24 protein-coding genes and 1 riboswitch are annotated in these 20,376 nt (G+C 68.6%); of the genes, 11 read left to right on the top strand and 13 right to left on the bottom strand.

Annotation, left to right across the window (positions count from 1 at the left end; translation table 11 throughout):
* Positions 1–31 precede the first annotated feature (31 nt).
* Positions 32–643, top strand: a complete 612-nt coding sequence (cobO, locus tag ESD82_RS11605; RefSeq protein WP_024843051.1) for a cob(I)yrinic acid a,c-diamide adenosyltransferase — start codon at positions 32–34, stop codon at positions 641–643.
* Between the two features lie 61 nt (positions 644–704).
* A complete protein-coding gene (locus tag ESD82_RS11610; RefSeq protein WP_024843050.1) occupies positions 705–2,204 on the top strand; it encodes a hypothetical protein in 1,500 nt (499 codons plus the stop codon).
* A gap of 33 nt (positions 2,205–2,237) precedes the next feature.
* Here ESD82_RS11610 and bluB read toward each other — a convergent pair whose 3' ends face one another.
* The 6 genes from bluB to leuD form a co-directional block, all read right to left on the bottom strand.
* Entirely contained in the window at positions 2,238–2,861 is a 624-nt protein-coding gene (bluB, locus tag ESD82_RS11615; protein ID WP_024843049.1) for a 5,6-dimethylbenzimidazole synthase, read from the bottom strand.
* The gene (locus ESD82_RS11620; RefSeq protein WP_024843048.1) at positions 2,861–3,394 is read right to left on the bottom strand and encodes a hypothetical protein; all 534 of its coding nucleotides are present in this window, start codon (positions 3,392–3,394) and stop codon (positions 2,861–2,863) included. The genes bluB and ESD82_RS11620 overlap by 1 nt, the downstream gene beginning before the upstream one ends.
* 69 nt (positions 3,395–3,463) lie before the next feature.
* Complete coding sequence (locus tag ESD82_RS11625) at positions 3,464–4,162, bottom strand: CbtA family protein (protein ID WP_024843047.1); 699 nt, start codon at positions 4,160–4,162, stop codon at positions 3,464–3,466.
* Positions 4,162–4,338, bottom strand: coding sequence for a CbtB domain-containing protein (locus ESD82_RS11630; protein WP_024843046.1), 177 nt, complete (start codon positions 4,336–4,338; stop codon positions 4,162–4,164). The genes ESD82_RS11625 and ESD82_RS11630 overlap by 1 nt, the downstream gene beginning before the upstream one ends.
* Positions 4,339–4,375: 37 nt before the next feature.
* Positions 4,376–4,579: riboswitch (cobalamin riboswitch) on the bottom strand.
* A 167-nt stretch (positions 4,580–4,746) separates the two neighbouring features.
* On the bottom strand, positions 4,747–5,799 hold the full coding sequence (locus ESD82_RS11635) for an endonuclease/exonuclease/phosphatase family protein (RefSeq protein ID WP_024843045.1): 1,053 nt from the start codon (positions 5,797–5,799) through the stop codon (positions 4,747–4,749).
* Complete coding sequence (gene leuD, locus ESD82_RS11640) at positions 5,790–6,395, bottom strand: 3-isopropylmalate dehydratase small subunit (RefSeq protein WP_024843044.1); 606 nt, start codon at positions 6,393–6,395, stop codon at positions 5,790–5,792. Before leuD ends, ESD82_RS11635 begins: the two co-directional genes overlap by 10 nt.
* Before the next feature lie 89 nt (positions 6,396–6,484).
* Here leuD and ESD82_RS11645 point away from each other — a divergent pair, with 89 nt between their 5' ends.
* Positions 6,485–7,066: a hypothetical protein gene (locus ESD82_RS11645; protein WP_051419468.1), complete on the top strand. Its 582-nt coding sequence runs from the start codon at positions 6,485–6,487 to the stop codon at positions 7,064–7,066.
* A gap of 17 nt (positions 7,067–7,083) precedes the next feature.
* Here the strand turns inward: ESD82_RS11645 and leuC are convergent, their stop codons facing one another.
* Positions 7,084–8,520 (bottom strand): 3-isopropylmalate dehydratase large subunit, encoded by a 1,437-nt coding sequence (gene leuC, locus ESD82_RS11650; RefSeq protein WP_024843042.1) that lies wholly within the window; start codon positions 8,518–8,520, stop codon positions 7,084–7,086.
* Positions 8,521–8,816: 296 nt separating this feature from the next.
* On the opposite strand from leuC, the gene ESD82_RS11660 reads away from it, so the two are divergent.
* From ESD82_RS11660 to ESD82_RS11675, 4 genes are all read left to right on the top strand, one after another.
* Positions 8,817–9,050 carry a hypothetical protein gene (locus ESD82_RS11660; protein WP_024843041.1) on the top strand — a complete coding sequence of 78 codons (234 nt, stop codon included), beginning with the start codon at positions 8,817–8,819 and terminating at the stop codon, positions 9,048–9,050.
* Positions 9,051–9,182: 132 nt separating this feature from the next.
* A complete protein-coding gene (gene rsfS / locus ESD82_RS11665; protein ID WP_028709891.1) occupies positions 9,183–9,581 on the top strand; it encodes a ribosome silencing factor in 399 nt (132 codons plus the stop codon).
* 3 nt (positions 9,582–9,584) lie between these two features.
* Entirely contained in the window at positions 9,585–10,052 is a 468-nt protein-coding gene (rlmH, locus tag ESD82_RS11670; protein ID WP_024843039.1) for a 23S rRNA (pseudouridine(1915)-N(3))-methyltransferase RlmH, read from the top strand.
* 112 nt (positions 10,053–10,164) lie between these two features.
* Entirely contained in the window at positions 10,165–10,695 is a 531-nt protein-coding gene (locus ESD82_RS11675) for a hypothetical protein (protein WP_024843038.1), read from the top strand.
* Positions 10,696–11,123: 428 nt separating this feature from the next.
* Here ESD82_RS11675 and ESD82_RS11680 read toward each other — a convergent pair whose 3' ends face one another.
* Complete coding sequence (locus ESD82_RS11680; RefSeq protein WP_024843037.1) at positions 11,124–11,951, bottom strand: LOG family protein; 828 nt, start codon at positions 11,949–11,951, stop codon at positions 11,124–11,126.
* A gap of 92 nt (positions 11,952–12,043) precedes the next feature.
* Between ESD82_RS11680 and dapD the strand changes: the two genes are divergently transcribed.
* Together dapD and ESD82_RS11690 are read left to right on the top strand one after the other, a co-directional pair.
* A complete protein-coding gene (dapD, locus tag ESD82_RS11685; RefSeq protein ID WP_024843036.1) occupies positions 12,044–12,868 on the top strand; it encodes a 2,3,4,5-tetrahydropyridine-2,6-dicarboxylate N-succinyltransferase in 825 nt (274 codons plus the stop codon).
* Between the two features lie 106 nt (positions 12,869–12,974).
* The gene (locus ESD82_RS11690) at positions 12,975–13,226 is read left to right on the top strand and encodes a GlsB/YeaQ/YmgE family stress response membrane protein (RefSeq protein ID WP_024843035.1); all 252 of its coding nucleotides are present in this window, start codon (positions 12,975–12,977) and stop codon (positions 13,224–13,226) included.
* A gap of 36 nt (positions 13,227–13,262) precedes the next feature.
* On the opposite strand, the gene ESD82_RS11695 is transcribed toward ESD82_RS11690, so the two are convergent.
* The gene (locus ESD82_RS11695) at positions 13,263–13,733 is read right to left on the bottom strand and encodes a YbaK/EbsC family protein (protein WP_024843034.1); all 471 of its coding nucleotides are present in this window, start codon (positions 13,731–13,733) and stop codon (positions 13,263–13,265) included.
* Between the two features lie 56 nt (positions 13,734–13,789).
* On the opposite strand from ESD82_RS11695, the gene ESD82_RS11700 reads away from it, so the two are divergent.
* The gene (locus ESD82_RS11700) at positions 13,790–14,104 is read left to right on the top strand and encodes a hypothetical protein (protein ID WP_081750452.1); all 315 of its coding nucleotides are present in this window, start codon (positions 13,790–13,792) and stop codon (positions 14,102–14,104) included.
* Positions 14,105–14,189: 85 nt separating this feature from the next.
* Positions 14,190–15,443 (top strand): lytic murein transglycosylase, encoded by a 1,254-nt coding sequence (locus tag ESD82_RS11705; RefSeq protein ID WP_024843032.1) that lies wholly within the window; start codon positions 14,190–14,192, stop codon positions 15,441–15,443.
* 92 nt (positions 15,444–15,535) lie between these two features.
* On the opposite strand, the gene ESD82_RS11710 is transcribed toward ESD82_RS11705, so the two are convergent.
* Genes ESD82_RS11710 through gpmI form a run of 4 tightly spaced genes read right to left on the bottom strand, consistent with a single transcriptional unit; the run spans position 15,536 to position 20,191 of the window.
* Entirely contained in the window at positions 15,536–16,027 is a 492-nt protein-coding gene (locus ESD82_RS11710) for an RNA pyrophosphohydrolase (RefSeq protein WP_024843031.1), read from the bottom strand.
* Positions 16,024–17,439 carry a S41 family peptidase gene (locus ESD82_RS11715; protein ID WP_024843030.1) on the bottom strand — a complete coding sequence of 472 codons (1,416 nt, stop codon included), beginning with the start codon at positions 17,437–17,439 and terminating at the stop codon, positions 16,024–16,026. Before ESD82_RS11715 ends, ESD82_RS11710 begins: the two co-directional genes overlap by 4 nt.
* Positions 17,436–18,671: a murein hydrolase activator EnvC family protein gene (locus ESD82_RS11720; protein WP_028709893.1), complete on the bottom strand. Its 1,236-nt coding sequence runs from the start codon at positions 18,669–18,671 to the stop codon at positions 17,436–17,438. Before ESD82_RS11720 ends, ESD82_RS11715 begins: the two co-directional genes overlap by 4 nt.
* The gene (gpmI, locus tag ESD82_RS11725) at positions 18,668–20,191 is read right to left on the bottom strand and encodes a 2,3-bisphosphoglycerate-independent phosphoglycerate mutase (RefSeq protein ID WP_024843028.1); all 1,524 of its coding nucleotides are present in this window, start codon (positions 20,189–20,191) and stop codon (positions 18,668–18,670) included. Before gpmI ends, ESD82_RS11720 begins: the two co-directional genes overlap by 4 nt.
* Positions 20,192–20,376: the final 185 nt, after the last annotated feature.

Raw genomic sequence — 20,376 nt, forward strand, 5'->3', positions numbered from 1 at the left:
GGTCCCGACTTGTCAAGCGAAGGAGTGCCCGATGCAGACCGACGACAACGCCCGCCATGCCGAGAAGATGGCGAAGATCAAGGCTGCCCGCGACCGGATGATGGCCGAGAAGCAGGGCGAGAAGGGCCTGGTCATCGTCCATACCGGCAAGGGCAAGGGCAAGTCCTCGTCCGGCTTTGGCATGATCCTGCGCTGCATCGCCCATGGCATGCCCTGCGCGGTGGTGCAGTTCATCAAGGGCGCCTGGGACACGGGCGAGCGGCGGCTGCTGACCGCGCATTTCGCCGGTCTGTGCCAGTTTCACGCCATGGGCGAGGGCTTCACCTGGGAGACGCAGGACAAGGCGCGCGACATCGCCGCCGCCCGCGCCGGTTGGGAAAAGGCCAAGGAACTGATCCGCGATCCGCAGATCCGCATGGTCCTGCTGGACGAGATCAACATCGCCCTGCGCTATGACTACCTGGACCTGGACGAGGTGCTGGACTTCCTGCGCAGCGAAAAGCCGCCGATGACCCATGTCGTGCTGACCGGGCGCAATGCCAAGCCGGAACTTGTCGCGCTGGCCGATCTTGTGACCGAGATGGAGCAGGTCAAGCACCCCTTCCGCGACGGCATCAAGGCCCAGCCTGGGGTGGAGTTCTAGCCCGTTTCCTGTCATCTGCCGCTGGTGCAGAACGAGTGATTTTTCGAAAGGATGTTCGAACATGTTTGCGAGACAAGGCCTTGTGGCACTGCTGGCGATCTGCCCCGTCTCGGCGGCCTGGGCGGTGCCCGCCACCGATGAGGGGGCCCAAAGGCTGCGCGGCGTTTTCCAGACCTATTTCGGCGGCACCGAGGGCGTGGTCGCCGTCACCCCGCAGGGCGAAAGCTATGAGCTGCGCATCGATCCGGCGCCGCTTCTGGCGCAGGTTCCGGCCGATCAGGCCCAGGTCAGCGTCTCGGCCCTGACCTATCGGCTGACCGACAATGGCGACGGCAGCTGGGGCGTCAGCGAGGACCAGGTGCTGAGCTGGTCGGTGGTGGTGCCGAAGATGTTCGAGCAGAAGGGCTCGACCAGGGTCGAATCGACCGGCATCTGGGACGAATCGCTGATGAGCTTTCGCGAACAGAAGGCGGTGATGACGGATTACGTCATCGAATCGGTGCAATATGCGCCGCCGCTGCCTGCTGCCGAAACCGCGCCCGACCAGCCCTCGGCCGAGCCGCAGGTGGTTTCGCGCGATCACCAGCGCACGGCGCGAATGGAATGGTCGGTGAACGGCGCGCCCGGCAAGGCCGGCGGCGTCGATCAGGCCATGAGCTTCACCGCCGAGGGGCTGGAGCAGTCGCAGGAGATCCTGATGGGTCCGGGCGGCCAGCCGATGACCTTCCAGATCACCGCGCCGGGCTACGAGGGCAGCGGCCAGATCACCGGCATGCGCAGCGAAGGCGTGCTGTCCCTGCTTTCCTGGTTCGTCGCCCATCCGTCCGAGGAACTGATCAAGGGCGCGCAGGACGGGCTGCGCGACAAGCTGGCCGCGGCCATGCCGCTATGGGAAGACCTGTCGATGGATGCGGTGCTGCACGACCTGAAGATCGGCTCTCCGCTGGGCGAGTTCGGCCTTGCCTCGACCAAGGTGGCGATCGGCCTGTCCGGTGCCACCGCCGACGGCCGGCTGCACGAACGGGTGGCGCTGTCGGGCCTGACCGTGCCCGAAGGCGTGCTGCCGCCCTGGGCCGTGCCGATCCTGCCGCAAGAGATGACGCTGGACTTCACCGCTTCGGGCTTCGATCTGGCGGCACCGGCGAAGATGCTGATCGAGGGGTTCGACCTGGCCGCCGACGAGCCTTTTGCCCGGCTGGTACCCGAACAGTTGCAGGCGGCGCTGCTGCCCAGGGGCACGGCCGACCTGACGCTTGCGCCCTCGCAGATCAAGGGCGACGGCTACCGGATCGACTATCGCGCCGATATCGCGGCGGGTCCGGGGGCTGCGCCCACCGGCGCGGTGCTGATCTCGGCCATGGGGCTCGACAAGGTCGAGGCGGCGCTGGCCGCCGCCCCGCAGGAAGAGGCCGGCCAGCCGCTGATGATGCTGCGCATGGCCCGCGCCATGGCCAAGCCCGGCGCGAGCGGCGAGCATCTCTGGGACATCCAGATGCCCGAGGGCGGCGGGCCCTTTACCGTCAACGGCCAGCCCATGGGCCCGGCCACCTCGCAGCCCTGAACCAGGCGGCCCCGCCGGATGCGGTGGGGCCTTTCAGCGCCGCTGCCAGCCGGGGGCGGTGTTTTCCTGCCAGCCGGTGCGGTGCAGCAGCGGCGTGTCGTCGGTGAACTCGGGCCAGCCCAGGCAGAGCAGCGCCGAGAACTCCCAGCTTTCGGGCACCGCGAGCAGCGGGCCGATCCGCGCCGGATCGAGGATCGAGACCATGCCAAGCCCCAGGTTGCGCACCCGTGCCGCCAGCCACAGCGCATGGATCGCCATGGCCGTCGATTGCCGCAGGGTCTGCGGCATGGTGGCGCGGCCAAGACCGTGGCCCTCGGAGGGGTCGATCTCGGTAAAGACGGCCAGCCAGACCGGGGCGCGGTCCAGCCCGGCCAGCTTCAGCGCATCGTATGCCTGCCGCTGCCGGCCCTGGTAGCGGGTGGCGGCCTGGGCATTGCAGCGCAGGAAATCGGCGCGGATCGCGGCGCGCAGATCGGGGCTTTCGACGCGGATCACCCGCCAGGGCCGGGCATTGCCGACCGAGGGCGACAGTTCCATCGCCGCGCGCAATTCCTCCAGCAGCGGTTCGGGGACCGGGGCGTCGCGGAAATGCCGCACGTCGCGGCGCCAGCGCAGGATGCGCTGCAAGGCGGCCTTGTCCTCGGCGCCGAACTCCATCACGGCGCCGCGCAGATCGCGCTGTCGGGCAGGCCCGCGGCCCCGGCGCGGATGCCCACCGGCCGGTCGGGCACGGTCAGCTCGACGGCAAGCGGCCAGCCGGAGACGGTCAGCGGGCGGTGGTCGTTCGAGTTCAGCTCGACCCGCAGCCGGTCTCCGGGCCCCAGCGCGTCGAGGTGATGGGCCGGGCCGTAGAGCCGGGCGATCTTGGCGCCGTTGAGGTAAAGATGCGCATGGCCCTCGCCCCGGCGGTCGGCCAGCCCGGCATGTTCGGGGGCAAAGCAGAAGCCCTCGGCCTTGATGAACAGGTTCCAGCCCGCGGTGCTGTCGGGCTCCAGCCGGGCCGCGGCGGTGGCGCTGCCGGCGGGCAGGTCGATGGGCGCGCCGTGGTCATGCGCCGCGGCTTGGGCGCCATGGCCATGCGCGCCGTGGTCGTGGCCGTCCAGCGTGATGCCGTTGGCGGCGGCGATGACGAAGCCCATGCCGCCGCCGAAGACCAGACCGATCAGCAGCATCGGGATCGAGCGATCCATGTCTTTTCCCCGTTTCATGGAACAGCCGGGCGCGGCAGGCACGCCCGGCCGGAAGGGTTGCGGCGCCGATCAGGCGGCCTGCGGCACCGGTGCGCCTTGGCCTTCGCGCTGCCAGAACCAGCCGGCCAGCAGGCCGAGCAGGGCCCAGGCCATCGCGCCCGCCCCCAGCGCCCGGCCGGCGAATTCCGCCGAAAGCTCGGGCGGGACCGGGCCGGCATAGCTGTCGGGCTGCGGCGCGCCGATCAGATGCGGCGCCAGGATCAGCACGATGGCCGCGCCCCAGGCCGCCCAGCCCTTGCCGAAGGCGACCAGCCACAGCGCGAGCCCGGTGGTGGCGGCGGTGCCCAGCCACCAGATCGCGCGGAGCTGCACATCGGCGGCGGCGACGCCCGGCACTTCCGGGGCCAGGCCGAAGGCGGGGGCGAGCTGCATGGTCAGATAGCCGGCCAGGCCCCAAAGCAGCCCCTGCCGCGCCGTGACCGCGTTGCCCCGCGATTCGGAAACCGCCATCAGCGCCACCAGCATCAGCCCGTAGCCGGCATAGACCATCATGGTGAACAGGACCGAAAGCAGGTTGCGGGTCCATTCGAAGGATCCCAGATCCTGATGCGCGCTGACGGCTTCGGCGCCGAAATGCGCCAGTTGGCCGGATTCATACAGTTCGGCATGCAGCAGCACGGGCTGCACGAACCAAAGCTGCAACAGGGCGGCAATCAGCCCCGTTGCAGCGCCAGCGATCAATCCGCTGGTCAGAATGCGCGAGAACATCAGTGGCAGGGGAAGCCGGTGGCGTGACGCACGTCATGGGCGGCGTCATGCAGGGTCTCGGCCTGCACCAGCCCGGACATGAAGATCAGCCCGAAGCCGATCGCGAAGGCGGCGATGGCGGGAAACAGCACCGAGGCGCGGCTGGCCCCTGCGGCGGTCATGGGTTTTGCGGTCATCTGCGACCCTTTCCTTATGTCGTCCAACCCGACGACGTTGCGGTTCCATGCATCGGCAGGTCTCCTGGCTTGCGGGTCACGGCAGACGCCCGCCTTCCCGGCCGGATGGCCAGTGGCGCGATGGGCGTCCGCTCTCCGCTTACAGTCGCGGGGGCGGCTGCGGATTTGGTCCTGGATGCCCAGGGCTGCACCGCATTCCCTTTTGGCCCCGGAAAGGGGCACCGATACACGCGCATGTTACCTGCGATGGCGCGGCGGCGGCAAGCGGAATCGGGGGGAAGCTGCGGCGGGGTCGGAGAGCGGGCGACGGGTCGGCGGGCGGCGCTGCCGCATGGGTATTTGGAGAACGAAGAAGATGGCGGGGGATCGGGCTGGCGGAATCGCCGGGTGGCGGGTAGGCCGTGCCAATCAGGGTTCCGGCGGCCAGTCCAGGTCGACCCAGACCAGCCGGTGCGCGGAAGCCGCCAGCGCGGCCTCGGCCAGCGGGCCCTCGGCCGGCCAGAACACGCCCGAGCCCAGCACGGCCAGCCCTTTCGCGGGCAGGACGTAATCCACGCGCAGGTTGCCCGGCGGCTTGTCGTCCGGCCAGTCGCCGGTGTCCAGCGCCGGGTCGCCCTTGTGGCCGTCGTTGACGCCGCCTTTGGCCGCGGTGCCGCCGGCGCTGCGAGGCAGGGGGTCGGTGACATGCGCCATGATCCGGGCCAGCGCCTCGGGCCGGCCCTCGCTGTCCAGGGGGTCGAGGTTCAGGTTGCCGGCCAGTACGAAGGGGCCGTCGGGCAGGTGATGCAGCCAGAAGGCCAGCTCGTCATGGTTGCGCCGGCCGTTCAGATCCTCGGGTCCGTCGAAGACCGGCGGCGTCGCGGACATGGCGAGCAGGTGCAGCGGCCGGCCGGCGACCGTGACCACCGCGTCCCAATGCGCGGTCGAGGACAGGCGGCGGATCGCCGCCGCTTCCTCGGGCAGCGGCGGCATCAGGTGGCCGGGCAGGTCGCGCCACAGGAAGGCCGTGTAATCCGTCACCGGCCCGATCGGGTGGCGCGACAGGATCGCCATGCCGCCCTGGCCGGAGAAGGTGCCGAAGCCCTGCGCATCGTCGGCGCTGCCCAGCCGCCCGTCTGCGTTCAGGTCCAGCCCTGTCGCCATGCCGGAATTCGGCCGGGTGGCGAAGCGGTGCGGATAGTCCAGCCCGGCCTCGGCCAGCCTTGCGGCAAAGGCGTCCAGCGCCCGGCCGTCGTGGTCCCAGTCGAAATGCGTCAGCAGCAGGATGTCGGGGCGGGTTTCCGCCAGCACCTGCACCACCGCCTCGATCTGAGCGTCCTTGCGGCCCAGGTCGCGCAACAAAAGCCCCGGCCCGTCGCGCGACAGGTCGGGGCTGTAGGTCGCGATCCGCAGCGGATCGGCATGGGCGGCCAGGCCCAGGATGGCAAGCAGGGCCGCCCCGGCCAGCGGCCTTACACCCAAGGCCGGCTCTGGGCCATCTGCGCCTCGTAGGCGTCGATGGCGGGGGCCTTTTCCATGGTCAGGCCGATGTCGTCCAGCCCGTTCAGCAGGCAATGGCGGCGGAACGGGTCCAGTTCGAAGGGGAAGCTCTGCCCGTCCGAGGTGGTCACGGTCAGGTTTTCCAGGTCCACGGTCATGCGGGCATTGGCGCCCTTTTTCGCGTCCTCCATCAGCACATCCACCACCTCTTGCGGCATGACGATAGGCAGGATGCCGTTCTTGAAGCAGTTGTTGTAGAAGATGTCGGCGAAGCTGGTGGAGATCACGCAGCGGATGCCGAAATCCAGCAGCGCCCAGGGCGCATGCTCGCGCGAGGAGCCGCAGCCGAAATTGTCGCCGGCGACGATGATCTGTGCCTCGCGGTAAGCCGGCTGGTTCAGCACGAAATCCGGGATCTCGTTGCCCTCGGCGTCATAGCGCATCTCGTCGAACAGGTTCTTGCCCAGACCCGAGCGGTGGATCGTCTTCAGGAACTGTTTCGGGATGATCATGTCGGTGTCGATATTGACCAGCGGCATGGGCGCCGCGATGCCGGTCAGGGTGGTGAACTTGTCCATGTCGTGATCCTCGCAGAATTGACTTGGGCCGCCGTGGCCCGTTAACCGAGACCCGTCCGGCGCCTTGCGGCATGGAAAGGGCTTCGCTGATGTTTTTCGGGTTTTCCAGCTTTGCGGCCCTGCGCGCCTGCATCGCGCGCGACTGGAGGCCGCAGATCGGAGACCCCGAGATCACCGGCTGGCTGACGGTGCTCTCGTATCTGATATGCTTCGTGCTGGCCGTCATGGTGCTGCGCCGCCGTCCGGCCGGCGCTGCGCGCGGGCTGTGGCTGACGACCGCCGGGCTGATGGCCTTCCTGGGGCTGAACAAGCAGCTTGACCTGCAGACCGCGCTGACGGCTGCCGGGCGCTGCATGGCGCGGGCGCAGGGCTGGTACGACGACCGCCATCTGGTGCAGCTGGCCTTCATCGCCGGGCTGGTGCTGGGCGTGGCGATCGCGCTGGCCTGGGCGACGAACACCCTGCGCGGGCGCATGCGCCGCAACGGCCTTGCCCTGGCGGGGCTGGCTTTGCTGTGCGGCTTCGTGCTGGTGCGCGCGGTGGGCTTTCATCATGTGGACAGGCTCCTCAGCCTGGACTTCGCGAAGCTCGGGCTCAATTTCTGGTTCGAGAACGCCGGGCTGGTGCTGATCGCGATCAACGCCCTGATGCTTCTGCGGCGGGGCCGCTAGGGGCCCCACCCGAAGCATCAGACGGTTTCCGCCAGCAGTTCGCGCACATCGGTCAGGTGGCCCTTGATGCCCGCCGCCGCCGCCATGACCGGCGACATCAGGTGGGTGCGGCCGCCGCGGCCCATGCGGCCCTCGAAATTGCGGTTCGAGGTCGCGGCGCAGCGTTCGCCGGGCGCCAGCTGGTCGGGGTTCATGCCCAGGCACATCGAGCAGCCGGCCAGCCGCCATTCGAAGCCGGCGTCGATGAAGATCTTGTCCAGACCCTCCTCCTCGGCCTGCATCCTGACCAGGCCCGAGCCCGGCACGACCATGCCGCGCACGCCCGGCGCCAGCCTGTGGCCCTTGAGGATGCCGGCGGCGGCGCGCAGGTCCTCGATCCGGCCATTGGTGCAGGAACCGATGAAGACCGCGTCGATCTTGATCTGGTTCAGCGGCGTGCCCGGCTTCAGGCCCATGTAGTCGAGGCTGCGGCGCGCGGCCTCGACCTTGCCGCCCTCGAAATCCTCGGGGGCGGGGACCGTGCCGGTGATTGGCAGCACGTCCTCGGGCGAGGTGCCCCAGGTCACGACCGGGGCGATGTCCTCGCCGCGTATGGTGACGACCTTGTCCCAATGCGCGCCTTCGTCGCTGAACAGCGTCTTCCACCAGCTGACCGCGGCCTCCCAGGCGGCGCCTTTCGGGGCGTGCGGGCGGCCCTTGCAATAGTCGAAGGTCTTTTCGTCCGGGGCGATCAGGCCGGCGCGGGCGCCACCCTCGATGGCCATGTTGCAGACGGTCATGCGGCCTTCCATCGACAACTCGCGGATCGCCTCGCCGCAATATTCGATGACATAGCCCGTGCCGCCCGCGGTGCCGGTCTTGCCGATCACCGCCAGCGTGATGTCCTTGGCGGTGACGCCGGGACGGAGCTTGCCGGTGATTTCCACCTTCATGTTCTTGGATTTCTTCTGGATCAGCGTCTGGGTGGCCAGGACGTGTTCCACTTCCGAGGTGCCGATGCCATGCGCCAGCGCGCCGAAGGCGCCGTGGGTCGCAGTATGGCTGTCGCCGCAGACCACCGTCATGCCGGGCAGGGTCCAGCCCTGTTCCGGCCCGACGATATGCACGATGCCCTGGCGGATGTCGTTCATCGGATAATAGTTCAGCCCGAATTCGCGGGCGTTCTTGTCCAGTTCGGCGACCTGGATGCGACCCTCGGGGTTCTCGATCCCGTCCACGCGGTCGGCGGTGGTCGGCACGTTGTGGTCCGGCACGGCGATGGTCTGGTCGGGGCGGCGCACCTTGCGCCCGGCCATGCGCAGCCCTTCGAAGGCCTGGGGCGAGGTCACCTCATGCACCAGGTGGCGGTCGATATAGAGGATGCAGGTGCCGTCTTCGGAACGCTCGACCACATGGGCGTCGAAGATCTTGTCATAGAGGGTGCGGGGCGCGCCCGCATTGGTGTTGCCGGTCATGGCTGTCTCTTTTCTGGAAGACTAGCTGGGAAAGGGCGGAGGGGGCGCCGCAGCCTGCGGCAGGGCGCGCGCAGGCGCCCGCTCCCGTCAAAGTCGGGCGGTGACGGACAGGCTTTCGCCGTAGAACCGGCCGGGCAGGCGGGCGCGGTCGTGAATGTCGAAATAGACGAATCCTCGCATAGGGGGATTAATAGGGCGATTTCACTTCATATTCAATATCGCCACACGGCTCTGTTAATTCCAAGTTGAGAAATCGTCCCTATCTTGGTGCCAAAAGTCACGGAAGGGGACCGATCATGCTGATTCGCATCATCCTGCGGGCGATCCCGCTGATCTGCGTGGCCGTTTTCGCGCTGGCGGTACATTGGGCGGATACACCGCTCAAGCAGGCGCGGGCGGCGGCGGGCGTCGAAAGCCGGCACCTGGCCTGGGGTCCGGGGCAGGTCAGATGCGCCGATCCCTGGGGAAATCTGCCGGTTTCGGCCTGTCCGGCGGGCGATGCCTCCAGAAATCCGCCGCGCCTGCATTGAGCGGGCGCGATTCCGTGCTACATTGGTAAGGCCCCGGCGCCGGGGGAGATCGGCGTGATGACCGGAGGATGAACCCTGTCCAATACCGTCTCGCCGGCTGCTGCGCCGGCTGCGACCACCGCGGAATCCGGGCTGACGAGCGATCAGCTACTGGACCGCATTCTTGCCTCTCTTGACGACGACAAGGCCGAAGATGTCGTGACCATCGACCTGCGCGGCCGCTCGGCCATGGCCGATCACATGGTGATCGCCTCGGGCCGGAACGCGCGGCAGGTGGCCTCGATCGCCGAAAAGCTGATCGAGCGCCTGAAGGAGCAGACCGGCCGCTCGGCCCGCATCGAGGGCAAGGAAACCGGCGATTGGGTGCTGATCGACACCGACGACGTGATCGTCCATGTCTTCCGCCCCGAGGTCCGCGAGTTCTATCAGCTGGAAAAGATGTGGATGCCCGCCGACGCCCTGCGCTCGGCCACGCTGGAGCGGCTGCGCGCCGAACACGCCGCCGCCGAGGCCGGCAAGCCCCGCATCTGATCCATGCGCATGGTCATTGCCGCGGTCGGGCGGCTGCGGCAGGGCCCCGAGGCGAAGCTGATCGCCGAATATCTGGACCGTCACGCCAAGGCGGGCCGCGCCTTGGGCCTGCCGCCCGTGACCCTGGCCGAGGTCGAGGACAGGCGCAGCGGCGGCATGGCGGCCGAGGCCGCGCTGCTGGCCAGGGCCGTTCCTGACGGTGCCGCCCTGGTGGTGCTGGACGAGCGCGGCCAGATGCTGAGTTCCCCCGAATTTGCCGGCCGCATTGCCGGCTGGCGCGACCAGGCGCGCGATGTCGCCTTCGTGATCGGCGGCGCCGATGGCATCGACCCCGGCCTGCGCGACCGCGCCGATCTGGCCATCAGCTTCGGCCGCATGGTCTGGCCGCATATGCTGGCCCGCGTCATGCTGGCCGAGCAGATCTATCGCGCCACCACCATCCTGGCCGGCAGCCCCTATCACCGGGAATGACAAGCCCTTCAGATCGCTAGGATTTTAAGAAAACATCCGGCAAAGAACGGGTGAAATCCGCCGGGAAACGGCTAGGATAAGCCTGTCCAGATCACGTATCCGCGGGTGTGTCATGATTCCAGTCGTTCATCAGATCCAAAGCCGGGCCGGTCCCGCCGCCACGCCGGCGGCGCGAGAAGTCGAAATCATCGGCCCCACCCTTGCCCGCGCCCAGCCCGAGGTGCCGCCGGTCGAGGAATCGGGCGGGGTGGCCCAGGACACGCAGCTTGGCCGCCAGGGCGTCGGCCGCGCGCGGCAGGCCGCATCGGCCCGGGCGCCGCAAGGCAATGCGCCGGCCGGGGCCGCGGCCGAGGATGCCGACGGACCGCAGGATCGCGCCGTGTTCCGTGCCAAGGTGATCCGCTTCCTGACCGCGATCTATGGCGACGACGAATCCTTCCAGCGCGCATTGAAGCTGGGCACCATCGTGATTCGCGCGGTCGAGGACCAGCCGGAACCCGAGTTGCGGCCGGAACTGTCGCATGCGACCTATCGCCACGGTGCGACCCAGGCCCAGCAGGCGCCGGCAGCGGCGGAACGTCGGGGCGGCGACCAGCCAGCAACCGTCGCGGCGGGCGATTTCATTGCCTGGTGGCCGAAATAGCCCTTGCGCGAGCGGCGGATCGGTCGGCCGGAACGGCGCGGTGCTGATGGTCCGAAAGGGCTCGCGGCACAGGTTTTTCCCCGGCCTCTGGGAACGCCCGCCGATCAACGCCGCTGTACGACAGGATCCGCGACGACGCCTTGCCAATCCGCGACCGCGGCGGCGCGGCAGTTGACCGGGAAAGGTGCGGCGGGCGGCGGCGAAATGCGACGGCCTGCCGCGATCCGGGATGATGCCTTGCCGGCCATGGGCCTCAGGGTGCTGCTACCGGCCGGAAAGGCGCCGAGGAGCGTGCGGCAGCCGGCCGGAAAAGGCGCCGAGGCGAAGGGCCGCGGCGATATGCGGACCGCGGCCGCGGGTGATCGGCCAATGGGCCGGAGCCGCGAATTGGGGCCCAGGTGCGGAGGGTCCGGGCGGTGCTGCCCGTTTCAGGCGCAGGGCACGACCCAGTTGTCGATGATCTCGACCGCCTCGTCGGCGCTTTCCACGAAGCTGATCAGTTCCAGATCCTCGGGGCTGATGGTGCCGGCCTCGGCCAGGGCCTGCCAGTTGATGACCTTGTGCCAGAATTCCGGTCCGAACAGGATGAAGGGCACGCGCCGCATGCGGCCGGTCTGGATCAGGGTCAGGGCCTCGAACATCTCATCCATGGTGCCGAAGCCGCCGGGAAAGATGGTCACCGCCTTGGCCCGCATCAGGAAATGCATCTTGCGGATGGCGAAATAGTGGAAGTTGAAGCACAGGTCCGGCGTCACATAGGCGTTCGGCGTCTGCTCGTGCGGCAGCACGATGGACAGGCCGATCGAGGCGCCGCCCGCCTCATGCGCGCCCAGGTTGCCCGCCTCCATCACCCCCGGCCCGCCGCCGGTGCAGATCACGTTCTCGGCGCCATAGCTTTTCAGGCTGCGTTCGGTCATCAGCCGGGCAAAGCGCCGCGCCTCGTCATAGTAATGCGACAGGGCGGCCAGCGCCGGGGTGCGCGCGCCCTCGCGCCGCTCGGGGGCGGGGATGCGGGCGCCGCCGAACATCACCACGGTCGAGCGGATGCCGCGCGCATCCATGATCATCTGTGGCTTGAGCAGTTCAAGCTGCAACCGCACCGGGCGCAGTTCCTCGCGCAGCAGGAATTCGGTATCGGTAAAAGCCAGCCGATAGGCCGGCGCGCGGGTCTGTGCCGTGTCGGGCGTGGTCTGCGCCACGGCCACGTCCTGATGGCTGTCGCGGAACGGGTGGCTGCGCTCGTCAAGTTCTGTCATCCAAACCTCTGGCCGAAACCGCCGCATTGCGCGGCCGCAGCCCTCGGCTTATAGCCCTCGGGCAAGAGTTTCCACCGTTGAGAGGCCAGACCATGTCGAATGACGCCCTTGAAGCCGCCATCGAATCCGCCTGGGAGATCCGCGACCAGATCACCCCCGCCACCAGGGGCGAGGTCCGCGACGCCGTCGAGGCCACGCTGGAGGCGCTGGACAAGGGCGTTCTGCGCGTCGCCGAAAAGCGCGGCCAGGACTGGCACGTCAACCAGTGGGCGAAAAAGGCCGTGCTGCTGGGCTTTCGCCTGAAGGACATGGAGGTCCAGATGGGCGGCCCGCAGGGCGGCACCTGGTGGGACAAGGTGGACAGCAAGTTCGCCCATTGGGGCGAGGCGCAATGGCAGGTTGCCGGCTTCCGCGCCGTGCCGAACTGTGTCGTGCGCCGCTCGGCCTATATCGCCAAGGGCGTGGTGCTGATGCCCAGTTTCGTGAACCTGGGCGCCTATGTCGACGAGGGCACCATGGTCGATACCTGGGCCACCGTCGGCTCCTGCGCGCAGATCGGCAAGAACGTGCACCTGTCGGGCGGCGTCGGCATCGGCGGCGTGCTGGAGCCGATGCAGGCCGGCCCCACCATCATCGAGGACAATTGCTTCATCGGCGCGCGTTCCGAGGTGGTCGAGGGCTGCATCGTGCGCGAGGGCTCGGTCCTAGGCATGGGCGTCTTTATCGGCAAATCGACCAAGATCGTCGACCGCGAGACCGGCGAGGTCATGTATGGCGAGGTTCCGGCCGGTTCGGTGGTGGTCGCCGGCTCGATGCCCTCGAAGAACGGCGTGAACCTTTATTGCGCGGTGATCGTGAAGCGCGTCGATGCGCAGACCCGCTCCAAGACCTCGATCAACGAGTTGCTGCGCGACTGAGCCGCTGCGCCCCTGCACCGGGCTCGCCCTTGCGTGAGCCCGGCGTGAAACCCAAGCGCCGCCGCTGCGTTCAACCCTGACAGGCATCCTGAAAGCGGAGTTTCACATGCAGGGTTTGGGTTGGCTGGCCGCGATCATCGTCGGCGGTCTTGCGGGCTGGATCGCCAGCAGCATCATGAAGGCGGACACGGGGATCATCCTCAACGTCATCCTGGGCATCGTCGGCGCCATCGTCGGCAATGCGCTTCTGGGCCTGGTCGGGCTGAACGCCCAGGCCGGCAGCTGGCTGGCGCAGGGCGTGGCCGGGCTGATCGGCGCGGTGATCCTGATCTGGCTTTACCGCGCCGTGGCCGGATAGCGATCGGGGCGGGGTCATTCCCGCCCCCTTCCCATCTCAGGCGGTGAAATCCGCCGCCTTCGCGCCGGTAATGCGGAGCAGATCCGCGGGCGCGATGGCAAAGACATGGCGCGGCGTGCCCGCCGCCGCCCAGACCAGGTCGAAATCCAGCAGGCGCGGGTCCAGCCAGGCCTCGATCCGGCGCAGATGCCCGACCGGGGCGACGCCGCCGATGGCAAAGCCGGTCTCGGCCCGGATCAATTCGGCATCGGCCTTGTCCAGGCGCTGCCCGGCCACCCCGGTCGCCTTGGCCGGATCGACGCGATTGCCGCCGGCGGTCAGGAACAGCACCACATGACCGCTTTCCTCGCCGCGAAAGATGACCGACTTGGCGATCTGGTCCACGGCGCAGCCGACCGCCGCCGCGGCGCCCTGGGCGGTGCGGGCGCTGTCGTCGGTCTCGCGGATCCGGGCGGCAAGGCCGGCCGCCTCCAGCGCCGATTGCACGCGGCGCAAGCTCTTGCTCATTGTCTCCTCCATCCGTTTCGGGCGATATGACGGCAGATCGCGACAAAGGGAAAGCCATGCAACAGGTCTATACGCTTCTGGTCCAGGTCGGCCGCGCCGCGGATGACGGCCTGCCCGCAGAGGCCAGCGGCGCGGCGCTGGTCTGCTATGCTTCGGGCGTGACCGAGGAGGAGGCGGTGCGCGAGACGGTCGCCATCCTCAAGCAGGCCGGTCTTGCGCCGCTGGAAGTCACCGGCCACGGCAGCATCGACGAGCGCCTGGCCGAGGGTCACGAGATCCCCGAGGAGGAGCGCGCCCTGATGGACCGCGCGCTGGCCGAGAACGCGGTGATCGTGGCGCAGATGGAGCCGCTCTGGGACGAGCAGGGCTGATCCGCCCCTATCCAGCCGTGCCCGGCTGGGCTAGACTGGCCCGAAGCAGAGCAGGCAGAACAAGAATACGGAACGGACAGGCAGAATGACCAGACGCATCTCGCGCATCGCGACCATGGCCGTGCTGACCCTTGCCCTGGCAGGCTGCGGCGTGTCGCTGAACCAGGGACCGGGCGCCGTCGGCGGCGGCCATTTCGGCGGGCTGCCCACGGCCGGCGGGCAGGGCTCCGAGGCGGGCTTCCGCAACTGGGTGCAAAGCTTCCGCCCGCGCGCGTTGGCGGCCGGCATCTCGCCCGCGACCTTCGACAGCGCCATGGCCGGGGCGCATTACCAGCCCGGCATCGTGGCGCTCGACCGCAAGCAAAGCGAGTTCACCAAGCCGGTCTGGGAATACCTCGACGGCGCCATCGGCACGCGCGGCGCGACCGGCCGCGCCAAGGCCGCGCAATATGCCGGCACGCTTTCGGCCATTGAGGCGCGCTACGGCGTCCCGCGCGAGATCGTGCTGGCGGTCTGGGGCATGGAATCCAACTTCGGCGCCAATCGCGGCAATACCCGGATCGTGCCGGCCTTGGCGACGCTGGCCTATGACGGAAGGCGCGGCGAATTTTTCGCCGGCGAGCTGGTGGCGGCGCTGCGCATCATCCAGTCGGGCGACGTGGACAGCGCCCATATGGTCGGCAGCTGGGCCGGGGCCATGGGGCATACGCAGTTCATGCCCTCGTCCTTCCTCGGCCATGCGGTCGATTTCAACGGCGACGGCCGCCGCGACATCTGGTCGGACGACCCGACCGACGCGCTGGCCTCGACCGCCAGCTATCTGCGCCAGAACGGCTGGCGCCCCGGCCAGAGCTGGGGGACCGAGGTGATCCTGCCGCCGGGCTTCGACTTCAACCAGGCCGGCAAGTCGGTGCAGCATTCCGGCAGCCAATGGGCGGCGATGGGGGTGCGCACGGTCAGCGGTGCGCCGGTGCCCTCGGGCTCGATCCTGGCGCCGGCAGGTGCCCGCGGCCCGGCCTTCCTGATCACGGAAAACTTCCGCGCCATCCTGAAATACAATGCCTCGGACAGCTACGCCCTCGGCGTGGCCTATCTGGGCGAGGCCATCGCCGGCCGCCGCGGCATCCAGGGCAGCTGGCCGCGCGGCGACCGCACGCTGTCGAACAGCGAAAAGGCCGAGATCCAGCGGTTGCTGATGGCCCGCGGCTTCGACACCGGCGGGGTGGACGGCAAGCTCGGCAGCCAGTCGACCGAGGCGATCAAGGCCTTCCAGCGTTCCCGCGGCGTGACGCCCGACGGCTATGCCGATACCCGCCTGCTGGCCATGCTGCGCGGCTAGGATAAAGGGCGGCTCCGAAGGCCGCCCGCGCGCATTTCACCGTTTCCCCAATACCCATCCCGCCCGTGCCATGAGGCGCGGTGCGAGCCCATTCAGGCTAGGATGTCGCGAAACTCGCCCAGCACTTGGGCATAGACCTGGCGCTTGAAGGGCACGATGCTGTCCACCACATCCGCCGCCCGCATCCATTGCCAGCGGTCGAACTCGGGATGGTCGGTGGCGATCCGTACCGCCGAATCATCGCCCAGGAAGCGCATGGCGAACCATTTCTGCTTCTGGCCGCCGTATTTGCCCTTCCAGACCTTGCCCAGCAGTTCCGGCGGCAGGTCATAGGTCACCCAGCCCGGCGTTTCCGCCAGCACATCGACCAGGTCGGTGGTCACCCCGGTTTCCTCGACCAGCTCGCGCAGCGCCGCCTGGCGCGGGGTCTCGCCCCGGTCGATGCCGCCCTGCGGCATCTGCCAGGCCGGGCCGGGATTGTCGATGCGCTGCCCGGCAAAGACCAGCCCCGCCGGGTTGATCAGCACCACGCCCGCACAGGGGCGATAGGGCAGGCCCGAGGGACCAAGCAGGTCCGCGCTCATTCCGCCTGCGCCCCCTGGGCCGCATCCTCGCCGGTGACGGCGGGCTTTGCGGCATCGGGCACGGCCTGGGCATGATAGTCCACCGCCGCCAGGCCCTTGAGGATATCCACGGCATAGGCCAGCTGGTAATCCTCCTCGCGCAGCTTGGCGGTGGCCTCGACCTGCTTGGCCTCTTCCTCGATCTGCTTGCGTTCCTCGTCGCTGATCGAATCGTTGTTCAGCGCCCCGCGCAGATCCGCTTCCGAGTTCAGGAATTTCGATTCGGTCCGCGGCTTGCCGGCCTCGTCCTCCTCCTGCGGTTTCGGCGCGGGCTGTTCGACGATGATGTCGGGCTGGATGCCCAGCGACTGGATCGACCGGCCCGAGGGTGTGTAATAGCGCGCCGTGGTCAGCCGGATGGCGCTGTCCGAGGTCACTGGCATCACCGTCTGCACCGAGCCCTTGCCGAAGCTTTTGGTGCCCACGACGATGGCGCGGCGATGGTCCTGCAGCGCGCCGGTGACGATCTCCGAGGCCGAGGCGGAGCCGCCGTTGATCAGCGTCACCATGGGCTTGCCCTGCGCCAGGTCGCCGGGCTTGGCGTTCCAGCGCTCGCTTTCCTCGGGCTTGCGGCCGCGGGTCGAGACGATCTCGCCCTTGTCGAGGAAGGCGTCCGAGACCTCGATGGCCTGGTTCAGCAGCCCGCCCGGATTGTTGCGCAGGTCCAGAACGAAACCCGTCACCTTGTCGATGCCGCCCGCTTCCTTGATCGCCTTGTCCATCTCGGTCTTCAGGGTCGAGAAGGTCTCGTCGTTGAAGGTGGTGACGCGCAGCACCACGGCATGGCCCTCGATGCGGGTCTTGACCACGGTCAGCTTGATCGTGTCGCGGGTGATGGTCAGGTCGAAGGGCTCCTTCTCGCCCTCGCGCAGGATGGTGATCTTGATCTCGGACCCGACGGGGCCGCGCATCTTCTCGACCGCTTCGTCCAGGTTCATGCCCATCAGCGATTCGCCGTTCACATGGGTGATGTAGTCGCCGGCCCTGACCCCGGCCTCGGCCGCCGGCGTGTCGTCGATGGGCGAGATCACCTTGACCAGCCCGTCCTCCTGCCCGACCTCGATCCCCAGCCCGCCGAAGCTGCCGCGGGTCTGGGTCTGCATGTCGTCGTAATCCTTGGCCGACAGGAACGAGCTGTGCGGGTCGAGCGAGGTCAGCATGCCGTTGATCGCCGCCTCGATCAGCTTCTTGTCGTCCACCTGCTCGACATAGTCGGCGCGCACCCGCTCGAACACGTTGCCGAACAGGTCCAGCTGCTCATAGACCGAGGCGTTCCTGCCCGATTCCTGCGCGACCAGCGGGCCGGCGAATTGGGTGGCGACGGTGATGCCCGCAAGCGTGCCGATCGCCCCTGCCAGAAGATAATGTTTCATTCAGTTCCGTCCTGCCCGGTTGCGTTGCGGCCTGTCCCGTCCGCGGCCTCTCCGACAATGGGATTCATCACGAACCACTCTGCCGGGTCTAGTGTTTCCTTGCCCTTGCGAAGTTCAACATACAGTGTCTCGGTCTGTCCAGCACCGCCTCCGGCGGCGGCATTGGCGACGAATTCGGCGCCGAACTCCTGCGCGGGCGGTTCCTGCCCGCCCATCAGCCCCACCGGCTCGCCCGCCGCCAGCACGTCGCCCGTCTCGCCGAAGACCTGCGCCAGACCGGCGAATATCATCAGATACCCGCGCGCGGGCTCAACGATCATCACATTGCCGTAATCAAGCAGCGGACCGCGATAGCGGATCGTCGCAGGCCAGGGCAGCGTGACCAGCGCGGCGGGTGCGGTGGCGATGACCATGCCGGGCCGGCGCACCCCCGCGGCGTCGGGCTCGTCATAGCGGTGCAGCACCCGGCCCAGGACCGGCAAGGGCAGGCTGCCCTGCGCGCCCTCGAAATCGGCCATGGGGGCGCCCACGTCCTGCTCCATCCCGGCGATGCCCGATGCAAGCGCGTCCAGCGTATCGGCCGATTCCACCAGCGCGGTCAGTTCCCTGGGATCCTCGCCGAAGCGCACCGGCAGGCTGGAGCGGTCCGTCACCGCCGAGGCCAGCAGCCGCCGCGCCTCCTGCACCTGCCCGAGCCCCTGCGCCAGCGTGTTCGCGGCGTTCAGCTGGATCGTGCGCACGGCGCGGATCTCCTCCAGCTTCTGCTGCATCTCGCGGGCCTCGGCTTCCAGCCCCGGCGCGACCGAGGACAGGATCATCCCGGCGCGGGCCGAGGATTGCGGCCCCGAGGGATGCAGAAGCAGCACGGTCTCGGGCGATTTCTGCATCGAGGTCATCACCCCCAGCGCCCGGCCCAGCCGCTCGCGCCGGGCGTCGAACTCGGCGCGGATCTCCTGCTCGCGGATGCCGGCACGGCGCAAACCCTCGCGCAGCGCGGCCATGCCCTGCTCATAGGCGCGGATCATCCGGGTCAGCGAGGCGACCTGATCGTCCTCGGTCAGCGCCTCGTCCAGCTGGCCCACGGCGGCGCGCAGCAGGTCGGCCGCCTCGGCCGCCTCCTGCGCGGCCAGGTCCAGTTGCGAATCGCCCTGCGCGGGCGTCGCCGGCTGGGCCGGGGCTATCGAGCCGAGCCCGAAGGCCAGCAGAATGGGCAGCAGCAGCCTGGGTTTCATGCCCGCTCGATCAGCGAGGTGCCGGTCATCTCGGGCGGCAGGTCCAGGCCCATCAGGTCCAGCACCGTCGGCGCCACGTCGGCCAGCCGGCCGTTGCGCAGCGTCGCGCCCTCGGGCCCGCCGAAGACGATCACCGGCACCGGGTTGGTGGTATGGGCGGTATGCGGCCCGCCGGTCTCGGGGTCGATGGTGGTCTCGCAATTGCCGTGATCGGCAATGACCACCGCGGCACCGCCGGATTTTTCCAGGGCTGCCAGCATCATGCCCAGCCCCTTGTCCACCGCTTCGCAGGCGCGGATGGCGGCGGGCAGGCTGCCGGTATGCCCGACCATGTCGGGATTGGCATAGTTCACCACGATCAGATCGTAGCCTGCCTCGATGGCCTCGACGAGCTTGGCGCTGACCTCGGGCGCGGCCATTTCGGGCGCCAGGTCATAGGTCGCGACCTTGGGGCTGGCCGGCATGAAGCGGTCCTCGCCCGGCTCGGGGGTTTCCTTGCCGCCGTTCAGGAAGAAGGTGACATGCGGATATTTCTCGGTCTCGGCCAGGCGGAACTGGCGCAGGCCCTTGGCCGCGACCCAGGCGCCCAGCGTGTTCACCACCTGCCGCTTGGGATAGGCGGCCTGCATGTATTCGTCATGGCTGGCCGAATAGTCGACCATGCCCAGCAGCGCCGCCCATTGCGGCCGCCGGCCGGTGTCGAAGGCGGCGAAGTCCGGCTGGCCGATGGCGGCCAGGATCTCGCGCGCCCGGTCGGCGCGGAAATTGAGGCAGAAGAAGCCGTCGCCGTCCCCGGCGCCCGCATAGCCGTCGATCACCGTGGGCTGGATGAACTCGTCGGTTTCGTCGCGGGCATAGGCCTCGGCCACGGCCTGCGCGGCATCGGGGGCGGGCAATCCCTCGGCGCGGACCATGGCGGCATAGGCCCGGGCGACGCGTTCCCAGCGGTTGTCGCGGTCCATGGCGTAATAACGGCCGATGACGGTGCCGATGCGGGCGGCCTCGGGCAGGGCGCGCTGAAGCTCGGTGACGAAGCCCGCGGCCGATGCCGGCGGCACGTCGCGGCCATCGGTGATGGCATGGACCACCACCGGCACGCCCTTGTCGGCCACGGCGCGGGCGGCGGCGATGACATGCTGGACATGGCCATGCACGCCGCCGTCCGAAACGACGCCCATCAGATGCGCGGTGCCGCCGCTGGCCTTGAGCTTGCGGATGAACTCACCCAGCGCGGCATTCTCGTAGAAGCTGCCGTCCTCGATCGCCAGGTCGATCTGGCCCAGGTCCATGGCCACGACGCGGCCGGCGCCGATATTGGTGTGCCCGACCTCGGAATTGCCCATCTGTCCCCTGGGCAGGCCGACATCGGGGCCGAAGGTCACCAGCGTCCCATGCGGACAGCCGCGCATCAGCCGGTCGAAATGCGGCGTCCTGGCCTGGTCGGGTGCGCTCTGCTCGGGTCGCGAGGAAATGCCCCAGCCATCGAGGATGCAAAGGACGACGGGTTTCGGACGGGTCATGCGGCACCTCTTTCGCGGGTCGCGACGCTTCTACGACTGCGGGGCGCGCGGGGCAAGGTCGCCGCGGATCTTGCCGGATTCGTGAAGCGCCCCGCCCCTTCGGTACTGTTGCAGGGGTATTTATGGAACGAAGAAGCCCGGAGTCGGGCCAGGACTTCTTCGTTCTTCAAATACCCATGCGGCCG

Origin of the sequence: Paracoccus pantotrophus (genome assembly GCF_008824185.1) — a bacterium.
Classification (GTDB): Bacteria; Pseudomonadota; Alphaproteobacteria; order Rhodobacterales; family Rhodobacteraceae; genus Paracoccus; species Paracoccus pantotrophus.

Excerpts from the sequence above, each read along its gene's own strand:
- leuC (WP_024843042.1), bottom strand. The coding sequence starts at position 8,520 with ATGACCGGCAACACCAATGCGGGCGCGCCCCGCACCCTCTATGACAAG.
- ESD82_RS11700 (WP_081750452.1), top strand. The coding sequence starts at position 13,790 with ATGCAACAGGTCTATACGCTTCTGGTCCAGGTCGGCCGCGCCGCGGAT.
- ESD82_RS11660 (WP_024843041.1), top strand. The coding sequence starts at position 8,817 with ATGCTGATTCGCATCATCCTGCGGGCGATCCCGCTGATCTGCGTGGCC.
- cobO (WP_024843051.1), top strand. The coding sequence starts at position 32 with ATGCAGACCGACGACAACGCCCGCCATGCCGAGAAGATGGCGAAGATC.
- ESD82_RS11610 (WP_024843050.1), top strand. The coding sequence starts at position 705 with ATGTTTGCGAGACAAGGCCTTGTGGCACTGCTGGCGATCTGCCCCGTC.
- ESD82_RS11710 (WP_024843031.1), bottom strand. The coding sequence starts at position 16,027 with ATGAGCGCGGACCTGCTTGGTCCCTCGGGCCTGCCCTATCGCCCCTGT.
- dapD (WP_024843036.1), top strand. The coding sequence starts at position 12,044 with ATGTCGAATGACGCCCTTGAAGCCGCCATCGAATCCGCCTGGGAGATC.
- ESD82_RS11620 (WP_024843048.1), bottom strand. The coding sequence starts at position 3,394 with ATGGATCGCTCGATCCCGATGCTGCTGATCGGTCTGGTCTTCGGCGGC.
- ESD82_RS11690 (WP_024843035.1), top strand. The coding sequence starts at position 12,975 with ATGCAGGGTTTGGGTTGGCTGGCCGCGATCATCGTCGGCGGTCTTGCG.
- ESD82_RS11675 (WP_024843038.1), top strand. The coding sequence starts at position 10,165 with ATGATTCCAGTCGTTCATCAGATCCAAAGCCGGGCCGGTCCCGCCGCC.
- ESD82_RS11705 (WP_024843032.1), top strand. The coding sequence starts at position 14,190 with ATGACCAGACGCATCTCGCGCATCGCGACCATGGCCGTGCTGACCCTT.
- ESD82_RS11645 (WP_051419468.1), top strand. The coding sequence starts at position 6,485 with ATGTTTTTCGGGTTTTCCAGCTTTGCGGCCCTGCGCGCCTGCATCGCG.
- leuD (WP_024843044.1), bottom strand. The coding sequence starts at position 6,395 with ATGGACAAGTTCACCACCCTGACCGGCATCGCGGCGCCCATGCCGCTG.
- ESD82_RS11720 (WP_028709893.1), bottom strand. The coding sequence starts at position 18,671 with ATGAAACCCAGGCTGCTGCTGCCCATTCTGCTGGCCTTCGGGCTCGGC.
- ESD82_RS11680 (WP_024843037.1), bottom strand. The coding sequence starts at position 11,951 with ATGACAGAACTTGACGAGCGCAGCCACCCGTTCCGCGACAGCCATCAG.
- ESD82_RS11695 (WP_024843034.1), bottom strand. The coding sequence starts at position 13,733 with ATGAGCAAGAGCTTGCGCCGCGTGCAATCGGCGCTGGAGGCGGCCGGC.
- bluB (WP_024843049.1), bottom strand. The coding sequence starts at position 2,861 with ATGGAGTTCGGCGCCGAGGACAAGGCCGCCTTGCAGCGCATCCTGCGC.
- ESD82_RS11630 (WP_024843046.1), bottom strand. The coding sequence starts at position 4,338 with ATGACCGCAAAACCCATGACCGCCGCAGGGGCCAGCCGCGCCTCGGTG.
- gpmI (WP_024843028.1), bottom strand. The coding sequence starts at position 20,191 with ATGACCCGTCCGAAACCCGTCGTCCTTTGCATCCTCGATGGCTGGGGC.
- ESD82_RS11715 (WP_024843030.1), bottom strand. The coding sequence starts at position 17,439 with ATGAAACATTATCTTCTGGCAGGGGCGATCGGCACGCTTGCGGGCATC.
- rlmH (WP_024843039.1), top strand. The coding sequence starts at position 9,585 with ATGCGCATGGTCATTGCCGCGGTCGGGCGGCTGCGGCAGGGCCCCGAG.
- ESD82_RS11625 (WP_024843047.1), bottom strand. The coding sequence starts at position 4,162 with ATGTTCTCGCGCATTCTGACCAGCGGATTGATCGCTGGCGCTGCAACG.